General features: G+C 67.4%; 11 protein-coding genes. 8 read left to right on the forward strand and 3 right to left on the reverse strand.

The genetic code is table 11. The features are described 5' to 3' along the window. Positions 1-6,238: non-ribosomal peptide synthetase (locus E3U47_RS24275; RefSeq protein WP_134694110.1), on the reverse strand; the 6,238-nt coding region annotated here is incomplete at its 3' end. Positions 6,239-6,472: 234 nt separating this feature from the next. Here E3U47_RS24275 and E3U47_RS24280 point away from each other — a divergent pair. Genes E3U47_RS24280 through E3U47_RS24315 form a run of 8 tightly spaced genes read left to right on the forward strand, consistent with a single transcriptional unit; the run spans position 6,473 to position 12,515 of the window. Further along, entirely contained in the window at positions 6,473-7,672 is a 1,200-nt protein-coding gene (locus E3U47_RS24280) for a PepSY domain-containing protein (RefSeq protein ID WP_134694111.1), read from the forward strand. Beyond that, a complete protein-coding gene (locus E3U47_RS24285) occupies positions 7,669-8,208 on the forward strand; it encodes a thiamine pyrophosphate-binding protein (RefSeq protein WP_134694112.1) in 540 nt (179 codons plus the stop codon). The genes E3U47_RS24280 and E3U47_RS24285 overlap by 4 nt, the downstream gene beginning before the upstream one ends. Beyond that, on the forward strand, positions 8,205-8,522 hold the full coding sequence (locus E3U47_RS24290; RefSeq protein ID WP_134694113.1) for a hypothetical protein: 318 nt from the start codon (positions 8,205-8,207) through the stop codon (positions 8,520-8,522). The genes E3U47_RS24285 and E3U47_RS24290 overlap by 4 nt, the downstream gene beginning before the upstream one ends. Beyond that, complete coding sequence (locus tag E3U47_RS24295; protein WP_134694114.1) at positions 8,519-9,088, forward strand: DUF6162 family protein; 570 nt, start codon at positions 8,519-8,521, stop codon at positions 9,086-9,088. The genes E3U47_RS24290 and E3U47_RS24295 overlap by 4 nt, the downstream gene beginning before the upstream one ends. Before the next feature lie 10 nt (positions 9,089-9,098). Beyond that, positions 9,099-10,007, forward strand: coding sequence for a metal ABC transporter substrate-binding protein (locus tag E3U47_RS24300; protein ID WP_134694115.1), 909 nt, complete (start codon positions 9,099-9,101; stop codon positions 10,005-10,007). After that, positions 10,004-10,750 (forward strand): metal ABC transporter ATP-binding protein, encoded by a 747-nt coding sequence (locus E3U47_RS24305; protein WP_134694116.1) that lies wholly within the window; start codon positions 10,004-10,006, stop codon positions 10,748-10,750. The genes E3U47_RS24300 and E3U47_RS24305 overlap by 4 nt, the downstream gene beginning before the upstream one ends. After that, positions 10,750-11,649, forward strand: a complete 900-nt coding sequence (locus E3U47_RS24310; RefSeq protein ID WP_134694117.1) for a metal ABC transporter permease — start codon at positions 10,750-10,752, stop codon at positions 11,647-11,649. The genes E3U47_RS24305 and E3U47_RS24310 overlap by 1 nt, the downstream gene beginning before the upstream one ends. Then, positions 11,646-12,515 (forward strand): metal ABC transporter solute-binding protein, Zn/Mn family, encoded by an 870-nt coding sequence (locus E3U47_RS24315; protein ID WP_134694118.1) that lies wholly within the window; start codon positions 11,646-11,648, stop codon positions 12,513-12,515. The genes E3U47_RS24310 and E3U47_RS24315 overlap by 4 nt, the downstream gene beginning before the upstream one ends. A 137-nt stretch (positions 12,516-12,652) precedes the next feature. Here E3U47_RS24315 and E3U47_RS24320 read toward each other — a convergent pair whose 3' ends face one another. Both E3U47_RS24320 and E3U47_RS24325 read right to left on the reverse strand, forming a co-directional pair. After that, positions 12,653-13,735: a DUF1615 domain-containing protein gene (locus tag E3U47_RS24320; RefSeq protein ID WP_372239551.1), complete on the reverse strand. Its 1,083-nt coding sequence runs from the start codon at positions 13,733-13,735 to the stop codon at positions 12,653-12,655. Beyond that, positions 13,732-14,283 carry an isochorismatase family protein gene (locus tag E3U47_RS24325; RefSeq protein ID WP_134694120.1) on the reverse strand — a complete coding sequence of 184 codons (552 nt, stop codon included), beginning with the start codon at positions 14,281-14,283 and terminating at the stop codon, positions 13,732-13,734. The genes E3U47_RS24320 and E3U47_RS24325 overlap by 4 nt, the downstream gene beginning before the upstream one ends. Positions 14,284-14,591: the final 308 nt, after the last annotated feature.

Consider the following 14,591-nt stretch of genomic DNA (forward strand, 5'->3'; position numbering starts at 1 on the left):
GGGCCGCGATCCCGATCAGCACGTCCGGGCCGACGCCCTGCGCCATCAAGTGACGGGCCAGCTGGTTGGCGCGGGCATCCAACTGGGCGTAGCTCAGGCGGGTATCGCCGAATACCAGGGCCTCGGCCTCTGGCGTGCGGTCCACCTGGGCTTCGATCAGTTGCTGGATCGAGCGCTCCAGCGGGTAGTCGACGGCGGTGTCATTGAGCGCCCTCAACAGCGCCCGCTCCTGGGCGTCACCAATCGTCAACTCGCCCAGCAGGCGCTCGGCCGACGTACAGATCTGCGTCAGCAGTTGCAACAGATGCCCGTCGATCCGGGCAATGGCCGCCGGGCTGAAGGCATCCAGCGCATGGTTGTAGTGCAGTTGCAGCTGCTCGCCCAGGGTCACGCCGAGGGTCAGCGGATAGCTGGTCTGGTCGTGCTGCGCCACCTCGCCGAACACCAGGCCCGGCACCGCGCCCTGCGCCAGGGCCTGGGCCACCGGGAAGTTCTCGAATACCAGGATATTGTCGAACAGCGCCTCGCCACTGCGCCCGGCCCAGCCCTGCACCTCATACAGCGGCGTATGTTCGTGGTCGCGCAGGGCCAACCCTTGGGCTTGCAAGGCTTGCAGCCAGGCCCCGAGTGGTTGTTCCGCACGGGCACTGACCACCAGCGGCAAGGTGTTGATGAACAGCCCCAGCTGTTCCTCTATCCCCACCAGTTCGGCGGGGCGGCCGGCCACGGTGCAGCCGAAGACCACGCTGTCACTGCCGCTGTAGCGTTGCAACAGCAGCGCCCAGGCGCCCTGGAACAAGGTATTGAGGGTGATCTTCTGCTGCCGGGCGAACTGTGTCAGGCGTTGCGACAGGCCAGCATCCAGGGTGCTGTGGTGAATACGGTGCGCCGTGCTGTCGTCGAACGACGCGCCCAGCAGCGGCTGCAACAGGGTCGGGCCGTCCAGTGGCGCCAACTGCGCGCGCCAGAACGCTTCAGTCGCCGCGCCATCACGTTCGGCCAGCCACTGCACGTAATCGCTGAAGCGCCCCACCACCACTGGCGGCTCGCCGGCATAGGCCTGCAGCACCTGGCCAAACAGCTGCGCGCAGCTCCAGCCATCCATGAGGATGTGATGATGGGTGAACAGCAGGCGGTGGCGCTGCTCGCCGGTGCGGATCAATGCCAGGCGCAGCAGCCCAGGGCGCTGCAGGTCGAAGTCGTGCTTGCGGTCCTGGGCGGCGAATGCGTCCAGGGCCTGCGCGGTGTCCTTGCCGCGCCAGTCATGCTCGACGAAATCCAGCGCCACCTGGCGCTGCACCAGTTGCAACGGGGCCACGCCGGCCTGCTGCCAGACGAAACCACTGCGCAGTACCGGATGGGCATCGATCAGCGCCTGCCAGGCCGCCTGGAAGCGCGGCACATCGAGCCCGTCGATATCCACCACCAGCTGGTTGATGTAAGTGCCCTGACCAGGCGTGTGCAGGGCGTGGAACAGCATGCCCTGCTGCATGGGGCCCAGCGGATAGATATCCTCGATCAGCGCGGCCGGCAGCGGCAGGCCATCGAGGCTGGCCTGGTCGAGGTTGGCCAGGGGGAAGTCCGACGGGGTGACCCCAGCGGTCTGCGGGTCGCAGCAATGGGCGAGCAGATCACCCAGCGCTCGCTGGTAGGCCGCAACCAGATGTTCGACGGTGGCGCTGTCGAACATCGCCTGGCTGAAGGTCCAGCGCATCTCCAGCTCGCCGCCATAGACCTGGCCTTCGACACTCAGCCAGTTGTCCAGCGGCGCGTCCTCGGACTGCTCGGCGCCGGCCGGCTCCAGCGCCGGGCGCAGCAAGGCGTGCTCATCGAAACTGGCGTCGAACTGGCCGAGGTAGTTGAAGGTGATGCGCGGCTCGGGCAATGCCCGCAGCGCGTCATCGCCGTACTGGCGCAGCAGGCCATAGCCCAGGCCTTTGCCGGGCACGCCGCGCACCTGCTCCTTGACCTGCTTGAGGGTTTCGCCCAGCGACGCCGCCGCGCTCAGGCGCAGCGGGTACTGGCTGGTGAACCAGCCAACCGTGCGGGTCAGATCGAGGTCATCGAACAGGCTTTCGCGGCCATGCCCCTCGAGGGCCACCACGCAATCGGCCTGCGCGCTCCAGTCGCGCACCACACAGGCCAGCGCCGCCAGCAGCAGGTCGTTGACACCGGTACGATAGGCGGCATTGGCCTGCTGCAGCAACTGCTGGGTCAGGCGCGTATCGAAACGGCTGCGCAACACTTGGGCGTGACGGCTGGCCAGGCTGCCCTGCGGGCGCTCGCACGGCAGGTCGCGGACGGCCGCCAGCTGCGCCTGCCAATAGGGCAATTCGGCCAGGCGCTGAGGGCTGCCGGCCTGCTCGACCAACCTGGCGCTCCAGGTGGCGAAGGCGCTGGTCTTGGCCGGCAACTGCGGCTGGCGGCCGTCGCACAGTTGCTGGTAGGCGCTGAGCAGGTCTTCCAGGAGGATGCGCCAGGACACCCCATCGACCACCAGGTGGTGCACGGCCAGCAACAGGCGCTGGCTGCCATCTGGCAAGGTCGCCAGCAGCGCACGCAGCAGCGGCCCCTGCTCCAGCACCAGGCTGGCCTGGGCTTGGGTATAAAGGGCAGGCAGCGCCTCGACATCGCTGACTGTCACCTGCCACAGCAAGTCGTCGGGGGCCTGCTCGGCGCCACCCATTTCGCAGGCCCAGCCCGCGTCGGCGCGACGCACCCGCGCACGCAAGGCATCATGGTGCCGCCACAAGACCTGCAAGGCGCCACGCAGCGGCGCGTCCTGCAGCGTGGCAGTACTCTTGAGCAGCACGGCCTGGTTCCAGTGATGGGCATCCGGCAGCTCGCGGCGCAGGAAATCCAGCTGGATCGGCAAAAGACTCAGCGGGCCACTGAGCGGCCCCTGCTCGATCGCCAGCGCTGTGCTCTGGCGCGCCGCCTGGGCCAGGCCGCGCACGGTCTGGTGCAGGAACAGGTCGCGCGGACTCAGGCCCAGCCCCAGCTGGCGGGCACGGCTGACCACCTGGATCGAGACGATCGAATCGCCCCCCAACTCGAAGAAGTTGTCGTCGCGGCCAACCTGCTCGACATTCAGCAGTGCCTGCCAGATTGCCGCGATGCTGCTTTCCACCGGCCCCTGGGGCGCCGCGCCGAGCTGACGCTGCTGTGCATCCGGCGCCGGCAAGGCCTTGCGGTCAAGCTTGCCGTTGGGGCTGAGCGGCAACTTGGCCAACAGCACCCACTGCGCCGGCACCATGTACTCGGGCAGGCAGGCCTGCAAGGCCTCGCGCCAGGCTTCACGCCCGAGGGCCGCCGCCTCAGGGTCGTCCAGCAGACGGCTGTCGGCGGGCACCACATAGCCCACCAACTGCAGCCCACTGACGCCCGGCAACGCCTGGACACTGGCATCGCCCACACCCTCGTGCTCCAGCAGACGCGCCTCGATCTCACCCAGCTCGATACGAAAACCACGGATCTTCACCTGGTGGTCGATTCGCCCGGTGTAGTCGAGGATGCCCTCGTCGTTGAAGCGGGCCAGGTCGCCCGTGCGGTATTGACGCGCGCCCGGCGCGCCGTTGGGATCGGGCAGGAAACGCTCGGCGGTAAGGCCCGGGCGGCCAAAGTAGCCACGCGCCAGCAGCTCGCCGCCGATCACCAGCTCGCCGGTGACGCCGGTCGGTGCCAGGCCGCCGTTGCTGTCCAGCACATACAGGCGGCGGCCCGGCAGCGCCCGGCCAATGGGCAAGGTCAGGGGAATGGCCCGCTCGCCCCGCACATAGGCGCCGCAGTCCAGGGTGGTGGCGGTCACCGTGGCCTCGGTCGGGCCATAGGTATTGAGCAGACGCACATGGCCCAAGCCGGCCTTGCGCCAGGCCAGCAAGCCCTCCGGCGGCATGGCTTCGCCGCCGCTGTGCACCTGGCGCAGCGCGGCGTAGTCACGCGGGCCGATGGCAGCGAACTCCTTGGCCAGCATGTTCCAGTAGGCGGTGGTCAGGTCGACCACGCTGATGCGCTGGCTGACCAGCTGCTGGTAGAAGGTCTCGCTGTCCCAGATGGTGTTGCCGCGCAGCACCACCGACGCACCGCAGATCAACGCGGGGTAGAGCTGCTCGACGAAGCCGTCGAAGTTGAAGGTGGCGAACTGCAACACCCGGTCGCGACTGCTCAGGCCGAAGAAGGCCAGCGACACATGGGCATGCCGGCTCAAGGCGCGGTGGCTGATGCCCACGCCTTTGGGCCGCCCGGTGGAGCCCGAGGTGAACATCACGTAGGCCAGGTTGTCGGGGTGGCTGCGATTGGCCAGGGGCGAAGCGTCCTGCCCGGCCCAAGCCTGGTCCTGGTCCAGGCATACCGTGCGCACACCGGCCACCGCCAGGGTCTCGCGCAGACTGGCCTGGCTCAGCAGCAAGCGGCTGCCGCTGTCCTCGATCATGCACAACAGACGATCACGGGGGTATTGCGGATCCAACGGCACGTAGCCGCCACCGGCCTTGAGCACGGCCAGGATCGCCACCACCATGTCCAGGCCGCGCTCCAGCGCCACCCCCACCAGCACCTCGGGGCCTACGCCCAGGCTGATCAAGTGGCGGGCCAGGCGATTGGCACGCTCATCGAGCTCGCGGTAGCTCAGTTGCCGCGCCTCGAACAGCAGCGCCGGCGCTTGCGGCGTGCGCTCGACGCATTGCGCGAACAGTTGCTGAACACACAGCTCGCTGGGGTACTCGACCGCCGCGTTGCCCCACTGCTCCAGCAAGCGCTGGCGCTCGTCGCTGGCCAACAGCGGCAGGTCACCAACGCGGCGTCCGGCATTCTCGACCAGGGCACCGAGCAGCGCCTGCCAGTGACCGGCCAGGCGCTCGATACGCGGCGCATCGAACAGGTCGGTGGCGTAGGTGAAGGTGGCGTGCAGCACGCCGGCCTTTTCATGGGTGTCCAGGCTCAGGTCGAACTGGGTATTGCGGCTCTGCCAGTCGAGCACATCGAGGCTCAGCCCGCCGTCGAGCGACAGCGTGGTGATATCGGCGACATCCGCCTGGTGGTTGTACATCACCTGGAACAGCGGGTTATGGCTGAGGCTGCGCTCCAGGCGCAAGGCCTCCACCAACTGCTCGAACGGCAGGTCCTGGTGGGCCTGGGCGCCGAGCGCGGCCTGGCGCACCTGATCCAGTACCTGCGCGGCGCTGGCCTGGCCATCGAAGGCCAGGCGCAGTACCTGGGTATTGACGAAGAAGCCGATCAGCCCTTCGGTCTCGTTGCGGTTGCGATTGGCGACAGGCACGCCGATACGCAGTTCGTCCTGCCCGGTGTAGCGCTGCAACAGCATGGCAAAGGCTCCCAGCAACACCATGAACAACGTCATGTTGTGCTGGCGCGCCAGGGCCTTGAGCTGCCCGGCCAGCTCACCATCGAGGGTCAGCTCGACCCGCCGTCCGTCATAGCTGGGCAGCAACGGCCGCGGGCGATCCGCCGGCAGCTCGATCAGCGGGTGCTCCTGGCCCAGGTGGGCCAGCCAATAGTCCAGCTGGCGCTGCTGCTCGCCGGCCTCCAACCAGCGTCGCTGCCACAGCGCATAGTCGCTGTACTGGATCGGCAGCGCCGGCAGATCGGCCTGCCGCCCCTGGCTGCGCGCCAGGTAGAAGCGGCGAAACTCGTCGATCAGCACGCTCATCGACCAACCATCGGCGACGATGTGATGCAAGGTCAGCAGCAGCACATGCTCCTCGGCCGCCAGCCGCACCAGCCGCACGCGCAGCAACGGGCCACGCTCCAGGTCGAAGGCATGCTCGGACTGCAGCGTCGCTTCTTCGCGCACGCGCGCCTCGCGTTCGGCTTCGGGCAACGCGCTCAGGTCGAGGGTCTCCACCTCGATCTCGCGCGCCAGCGGCGCCTGGACCAGGCTGTCGTCGGCCTGATGAAGGAATACCGTGCGCAGGGTTTCGTGGCGCGCGACCAGATCGCCAAACGCCTGGCGCAATGCCTCGATTTGCACCGGGCCGCGCAGGCGCACGGCCATTGGCAGGTTGTAGGCACCGCTCTGGCTGTCCATCTGCCACAGGAACCACATGCGCCGCTGCGCGTAGGAAGGCACCGCCCGATCCTCCGCCGCCACCGCGGCCGGGATCGGCAACTGGGAAAAGTCGATGCCTTCCTTGCCCAGCATTTCAAGGAACACACGGCGCTTTTCCAGCGGCAGTTCGATGAAACGGCGGGCCAGTTGCAGGGACTTCTCGGCATTCATCAGGTTGCTTCCGTACGAGTGGTTACCACGGGCAGTGCCCGGCTATCCCTACGAAACGGATACAAAGTGGGAAAAATTAATGCCGCGCAGCACCCGTCGCGTCTGCCTCGGCCGCCCCTGAAACATTTTCTTTCATTTGGCCTCGCAGGTTTCTCATTCTCATTCGTCTTATTAAGTGCAGCCCTCGAGGTTGAGCCGAGACTCGACCGCACTTTTCCAGCAGAAGACCGACTGATGGCCCGACAACCGAAAAAATCCAATTCCAAGCTGTGGTTCCTGGTCCACAGCTGGCTCGCCCTGCCGATCTGGTTTTTCGTCCTGATCGTCTGCTTCACCGGCATGCTCGCGGTGGTCAGCCAGGAAATCGTCTGGCTGGCCAACGCCGATGTGCGCGCCAGCAAGCCCGACGGCGACGCCGAGCGCCTGAGTTTCCAGCAGGTGCTCGAGAACATGCACAAGGCCGAACCAGAGCTGGCCGTACGCTTCCTCAGTCAGCCGGATGGCTCGCACTTCGCCCTGCAGGCCTCGGTGGTCCGCCCCGACGGCACCAGTTCGCTGCTTTATGTGAACCCCTACACCGGCGCCATCCAGGGCCAGCGCCCCGACTTCGACTTCGAGGCCTTCACCCGCGCCCTGCACGGCTGGTGGCTGGTGCCCTTCACCAACGGCTACAGCTGGGGTTGGTACCTGGTGTCGCTGCTCGGCCTGCCGATGCTGGCCTCGCTGGTCACCGGGCTGGTGGTGTACAAGAAATTCTGGCGCGGTTTCTTCAAGCCGGTGCGCACCGGCCATGGTTCGCGGATCTTCTGGGGTGACCTGCATCGTCTGGCGGGAGTCTGGTCGATCTGGTTCATCGCGGTGATCTCGATCACCGGCACCTGGTTCCTGATCCAGGCGATCCTTGGCGACAACCACGTGACCATTTCCAGCGAACCGATCGTGCCGGTGATCGCCCGCGAGCAGGTGCCACAGACCGCCGACGGCAGCCCGGCGCCGCGCATCGACCTGGACGAAGCGGCGCGGATCGCCACCGCGACTATCCCGGGCCTGGACGTGAGCTTCATCTCGCTGCCCGCCACCGCCTACAGCCACTACAGCATGGGCGGACGCGGCTGGTATCCGCTGATGTTCCAGACCGCCGAGGTCAACCCCTACACCCGCGCTGTCGACAGCCAGTTCCTGCTCGGCGACCGCTCGGCCCTGGAGTTCGTCACCGAATCCATGCGCCCGCTGCACACCGGCGACTTCGGCGGCCTGGCGATCAAGCTGATCTGGTTCTTCTTCGGCCTGGTATTGACCCTGATGGTGTTCAGCGGCCTGCTGATCTGGAGCAAGCGCACCGCCCAGGCCACCGCCGCCGCCCTCAAACGTGCCGAGCGTCCGGCGCGGGTGCGCCAGCCAGCCAGTGAAAAACCCGTGGAGGCCCAGCCATGAGCCAGGCAAATGCAGTGCCGCAGGGCGGCCTCAAGCAGTGGTGGCTGAAATGGCGCTTCCACCTGAATATCCTGCTGATCCTCATCCCCCTGGGGTTCATGCCCAAGTACTTCGCCGACGCCAGCCTGTTCCGCGGCGACAGCGGCCTGGGCGCCAACCCTATCAAGGGCATCCAGGTCGGGCGCTGGAGCCTGGACCTGGCCGAACTGTTCGACGAACCGCCCCGTGCCGATGGCCCGGCCGGCCACTTCAAGAGTTTCAACGCGGCGCTGTGCCCGACCTGCACCGAAGGCGTCAAGGCCATCTACCTGCGCATCGGCAAGCCACGCAGCTTGCGCGCGGCAGGCACGATCTTCTTTGGCGCGCCCGCGCGCATGGGTACCTCGCTGCCCATCCCCCCCCGCACCCAGCCCGATGCTGACATCTGGATCACCATCGAAGGCTGGGACGGCAAGATGTACCAGGCCTCGGTGCCGCTGGCCAAGGCGTCGCCGGCCACCGCAGCCTGGCTCGCCAAACAAGGAGGCAAGAAATGAAGCAACTGATGCGCAGGCTCGCCCTGCCCCTCTTGGCCCTGGCCGCCACCCCGGCGCTGGCGCACAACCCGATGTGCGAATGCACCGAAGCCGGCGAGCAGGTCACCTGCAAGGGCGGCTTCTCCGACGGCAGCGGTGCGCCAGGGGTGACCCTGGACGTGATCGGCTACGACGAGCAAGTGCTGCTGGCGAGCAAGCTCGGCGACGACTCGACCCTGACCTTCAAGCGTCCGGACGGCGAGTTCTATGTGCTGTTCGACGCCGGCCCCGGCCATGTGGTGGAAGTCGACCACGCCGACATCGGTGCGCCATGAGCCGCGCCCAGGTCGTGCGCCCGGCCGGCGCCGGGCATGAAACCCTCTATGTGTTGCTGGCCGCCGCGCTGATCGTGCTGCTGGCGGCCGGCGTGGTGGGCTTGCGCGGCGAACGCCAGGACGAGGTGAGCATCGCCGCCCACCAGTTGGACGCCCGGCGTGACCTCAACGGCGCCGAGCAAGGCATTCATACCGACCTGTGGGTGGCCGCCGACGAAATCCGCGCCCTGCGCGAGGAGAGCGGCGAAGCACCTGATGCACGGGCCCTGGCCGAAGAAGGCCTGCCACCCTTCGTCGCCGATGCAAGCAGCCAGAGTCGCGGCGGCCACCAGTGGTCGCGGCTCGAGAACGGGGCTTACCTGGGGCGCACCCAGGATCCGCAGGTCGCCGGCAGCTTCCTGGTGATCGTGCCAGTCGCCGCCGATGCCCAGGCCGACATCTGGCTGCGCCGCGACAGCGCCGCGATGGCGCCGGACGCACTGGACAACGACACGCTGATCGCCGCCGGCTGGCAGCAGATCGTCACCCACTACGACGCCGGGGTCACCCGCCAACACCGTCATTAAGGATCCGCCCATGCTCCGCTTCGCCCGCGCCCTGGCGCTGCTTCTGGCCAGCACCCTGCCCGCCCTGACGTTCGCCGGCGACGGCAAGCCGCTGCGCATCGGCATCACCCTGCACCCCTACTACAGCTACGTGAGCAACATCGTCGGTGACAAGGCCGAAGTGGTGCCGCTGATTCCGGCCGGCTTCAACCCCCACGCCTACGAGCCGCGCGCCGAAGACATCAAGCGCATCGGCACGCTGGATGTGATCGTGCTCAACGGCGTCGGCCACGACGACTTCGCCGACCGCATGATCGCCGCCAGCGAAAAGCCTGGCATCAAGACCATCGAGTCCAACGCCAACGTGCCGCTGCTGGCCGCCACCGGCATCGCCGCCCGCGGCGCCGGCAAGGTGGTCAACCCGCACACCTTCCTGTCGATCAGCGCGACCATCGCCCAGGTCAACAACATCGCCCGCGAGCTGGGCAAGCTCGACCCGGACAACGCCAAGCTCTACCAGCAGAACGCCCGCGCCTACGCCAAGCGCCTGCGCGCGCTGCGCGCCGAGGCGCTGGCCAAGGTCACCCAGGCGCCGGACGCCACCTTCCGCGTGGCCACCATCCACGCCGCCTACGACTACCTGGTACGCGACTTCGGCCTGGAAGTCACCGCGGTGGTCGAGCCGGCCCACGGCATCGAGCCGAGCCCGGCGCAGCTGAAGAAAACCATCGACCAGCTCAAGGCGCTGGATGTGAAGGTGATCTTCTCGGAAATGGACTTCCCCTCGGCCTACGTCGACACCATCCACCGCGAGTCCGGCGTGCGCATCTATCCGCTGACCCACATCTCCTACGGCGAATACACCAAGGACAAGTACGAGGTGGAAATGAAGCGCAACCTCGACACCGTGGTCCGCGCCATCCAGGAGAACCGCGCGTGACCGCCGCCGCCAACCTCGCCGTGCCCCACGGGCCGCGCATCGCGTTCGACGGCATCGACCTCACCCTGGGCCGTACGCGCATTCTGCAAAACGTGCGCTTCGACGTCGCCCCCGGCAGCGTGCACGCCATCGTCGGCCCGAACGGCGGCGGCAAGAGCTCGCTGATCAAGACCCTGCTCGGGCAAATGCCCCACCAGGGCCAGTTGACCCTGCACTGGCCGAGCGCGCGCGAGGTGATCGGCTATGTGCCCCAGGCCCTGGAGTTCGACCGCGGCCTGCCGATGACGGTCGATGACTTCATGGCCGCCATGTGCCAGCGCCGCCCGGCGTTCCTCGGCCTGTCGCGCAATGTCCGCCCGGCGATCGACACGGCGCTGGCGCGGGTGGGCATGCTCGACAAGCGCAAGCGGCGCATGGGCGCGCTGTCCGGCGGCGAGCGGCAACGGGTGCTGCTGGCCCAGGGCCTGATCCCCGAGCCGCAGTTGCTGGTGCTGGACGAGCCGATGTCGGCCCTGGACGAAGCCGGTATCCAGGTGTTCGAACAACTGCTGCACAGCTGGCGCCAGGCCGGCACCACCGTGCTGTGGATCGAGCACGACCTGGAAGCGGTGCTGCGCCTGGCCGACCGGGTCACCGGGCTGAACCGCCAGGTGCTGTTCGACGCCCCGCCCGCCGAGGCCCTGACTCCCGAGCGCCTGCTCGGGCTGTTCTCCGTTCACCCGCGCAGCGAGAGCCTTGCCTGATGAGTTTCGAATCCTTCCGCCAACTGGTCCAGGAATGGGCCAATGCAGGCTTTCTGCCGGAGGCCCTGGCCTACGGCTTCGTGGTCAACGCCCTGCTCGCCGGCTTGATGATCGGCCCGGTGCTGGGCGGCCTGGGCACCCTGGTGGTGGTCAAGCGCTTCGCCTTCTTCTCCGAGGCGGTCGGCCATGCCGCGCTGACCGGCGTGGCCATCGGCATCCTGCTCGGCGAACCCTACACCGGCCCCTACGGCAGCCTGTTCGGCTACTGCCTGCTGTTCGGCATCCTGCTCAACTTCCTGCGCAACCGCACCGGCCTGTCGCCGGACACCCTGATCGGCGTGTTCCTCTCGGTGTCCCTGGCGCTGGGCGCGAGCCTACTGCTGATGCTGGCCGGCAAGATCAACGTGCACATCCTCGAGAACGTGCTGTTCGGTTCGGTGCTCACCGTCAGCGCCCAGGACTTGCTGGTGCTGGGCATCGTCGCGGTGCTGGTGCTGGCCCTGGCCCTGCCGCTGTACAACCGCATCATGCTGGCCAGCTTCAACCCGCAGTTGGCGGCGGTGCGCGGGGTGGCGGTGAAGACCCTGGACTACCTGTTCGTGGTGCTGGTGACCTTGGTCACCGTGGCCTCGGTGAAGGTGATCGGGGCGATCCTGGTCGGCGCCCTGCTGGTGATCCCGGCGGCGGCGGCGCGGCTGGTCAGCCAGTCGCTCAAGGGCTTTTTCTTCGTCTCGGTGGCCATCGCCACCCTGAGCACCCTGCTCGGCATCCTCTTGCCGATCGTCTTCGACCTGCCGGTGCCCTCGGGCGCGGCGATCATCCTGGTCGCCGGGATCTGCTTCGCCCTCGCCGCCCTGGCCCGCGCCCTCGTACCCCGCCTGCAAGGAAACCCGGCATGACCCTGAAAAAGCTCACCTTCGCCCTGGCCCTGGCCGGCTTGCCGCTGCTGGCCAACGCCACCCAAGTGCTGACCACCCTGCCGGTGACCCACAGCCTGGCCAGCGCCCTGCTCGCTGGCACCTCGGTGCAGCTCGAGCGTGCCGCCCCGGCCAACCTGCCGGCCAGTCGCCAGCCGTCATATTTCAGCGGCCGAGGCGGCACCAGCCTGCACAAGGTCGCGCAACGGGCCGACGCGGTGATCGGCGTGCGTTCGATCTGGCGCGACGACCCGCTGTACCCGATGGCCCGGCGCAGCAATATCCGCATCGTCGAGATCGACGCCGCGCGCCCGGTGGACGGCGCCCTGCCGGGGATCGCGGTCAGGGGTGACGAGGCCTTCGCCAGCTACCCCTGGCTCAACCCGAGCAACCTCGGGCGCATGGCCGATGTCGTGGCCAACGACCTCGAGCGTCTGGCACCGACGGACAAGGCCAAGATCCAGGCCAACCTTGCCGGGCTCAAGCGGCAGATGCTGGAGTTGACCGCCAGCAGCCAGGGCCAACTGGCCGAGGTCGACAACCTGAGCGTGGTGAGCCTGTCCGAACGCTTGGGCTACCTGGCCAGCGGACTCAACCTGGATGTGGTCGAGCAGCCAGTGCTGGCCGACGAACAATGGGATCAGGCAGCGCTCGATGCGCTGGGCGCCAACCTAAAGGGCCAGGACGTGGCTCTGGTGCTGCACCATCGCCAGCCGCCGGCCAAGGTCGCCGCGGTGATCGCCGCGGCGGGGGCCAAGCTGCTGGTGCTGGAGAGCGACCCGGAAGATACCGTGGCCGGGCTCAAGGCCAGCGTCGAGCAGGTGATCCAGGCCCTTGTCCAGGGCTGAGCCGCTGCGCGGCTCATTCGCCAGCAAGGCTGGCTCCTACAGGGTACGCGCAGGCCTCAACCTCCTGTAGGAGCCAGCCTTGCTGGCGAACCAGGCGGCGCGGGGATCGCGCCCTTTCACCCCCCCCGGCATGCCCCTCAACGCTTCATGCAGCGCTGATAGCGCTCATCCACCCTGCCGGCAAACCACGCCGTGGTCAGCTTGCGGGTGATCTTCGGGCTCTTCAGCTCGATGCCCGGCAATACCGCGCGCGGCAACGCCTTGCCGGCCTTGGCCTCGGCCAGGGCGAACACGCCGCGATACAGCTCGGTCCGTTCCAGATCCAGGCTGCCCTCCTGCTCCAACTGCGCACGGATCTGCGGATTGCGCAGCCGCAACCGCGGCCCGAGCTTGCGCGCGGCCCGTTCGGTGGTGCCGGGCATGATCGCGCCCGGGGCAATCAGGTCGCCATCGAGCGCCAGCGGCGCGCCGCTCACGCGGCTCAGCGCGGCCTGGAACGCGGCGTTGCGGCTGGCGTACCAACCGGCGTTGAAATCGGCGAAGCGGTACAGCTGGCGCGGGTAATGAGTGGGGTAGCCCAGCAGGTGGGCGATCCCGAAGTAGAGGCCGCCACGGCGGCTGAACACCTCCTGGCGCACCGTTCCTTGGTAGTCGTAGGGGTAGCCCTTGGTGTGCTGCTCGGCAAAGTCGATGCTCACCTGCATCGGCCCGCCTGTGTGCACCGGGTTGAGCCCGCCAAGCAACGTGCGGCCCAACGGCAGGCGGCCGATCACTTCGTCGTACAGGGCACTGAGCTGCTTCTCGCTGCGTACCGCCTGCAGCCGTTGCTGGTAGCTCTTGCCGTTGCTCGACGGGGTTTGCAGGGCACCGTCCACCAGCAGTTTCGGAATATGCAGGCGCGCCGCGCGGCGGTCGATTTCCGCGCGGGCGATGCGGCCAAGGTTGGGCACCTGGGGGTCGGCGTTGAAGGTCGACTCCTGCTCGGTCACGGCCAGCACCGCGCACAGGTTGCTCTTGCTCGGGGCGATGCCCTGGGCCTGGAACGCTACCTGGATATCCGTGGCCCAGCCCTCGCGATCCTTGACCTGGGCCGGCAGCAGGCGCAAGAGCTGGGCACGGACCTTGGCCGGATCGCTCTCCTGCGTCGCTGCATGGCGCCCGGCGCAGCCCTGGAGCAGGCCCAGGCCCAGTAGCCCTGCGACTAGCAGGCGGCCGTTCAGGGTTGTTCCCCGACCAGGTAGGTTTTGCTGATGTGGCGGAACAGCGGGTGGCTGGCGCTGCCGAGCAGCTCGAACAGCACCATCTCGCGGGTCACTACCTGGGCGCCGGCATCGCGCATGCGCGCCAGGGCCGCGGCCTTGCTGGCGGCGCTGCGGCTGTCGCAGGCGTCCTCGACGACGAACACCTGCTTGCCCAGGGCGAGCAGGCCGAGCACGGTCTGCAACACGCAGACGTGGGTTTCCATGCCACAGACGATCACCTGCTCACGGGCCAGCAGGCTGGCTGGCAGGCATTCGGCGGCAACGCAGGAGAAGTGCAGTTTTTCGACGATTTCGGCGCTGGGCGCGGCGGCCTTGAGTGCGGCCAGGGTGTGGCCCAGGCCTTTGGGGTATTGCTCGGAGATGACGGTAGGCAGTTGCAGCTCGGCGGTCGCTGCCAGCAGCCAACAGGCACGGGCTGCGGTGCCCTCGGGGTCGCTCATGGCGCCGATGAGTTTTTCCTGGATATCGACGACCAGCAGCGTGGCCTGACGGGGATCGATCAGCATGGGTGGTCTCGTTGCCTTGGGAAAGGAGCGTTAGCCTTACCCAGGAGGGGGCTGGCGTCAATGGAGGCGCGGTCTCGCGCGCCACGACAAAGGAACTCGCCGTAAAGGTGAAAAGGTGACTGCGCGTCGACATAGCAAATGAATGCGCTTACAACTGTTAAAACAGACGCAGACCGCCTTTGACTTTGACTTTGACTTTGACTTTGACTTTGACTTTGACTTTGACTTTGACTTTGACTTTGACTTTGACTTACACAGCGTGCGTCTCGAAAGTTATATGCGCATTCATTTGCGATGGCGACGCATAA

This window comes from Pseudomonas sp. RIT623, assembly GCF_004519305.1.
Classification (GTDB): domain Bacteria; phylum Pseudomonadota; class Gammaproteobacteria; order Pseudomonadales; family Pseudomonadaceae; genus Aquipseudomonas.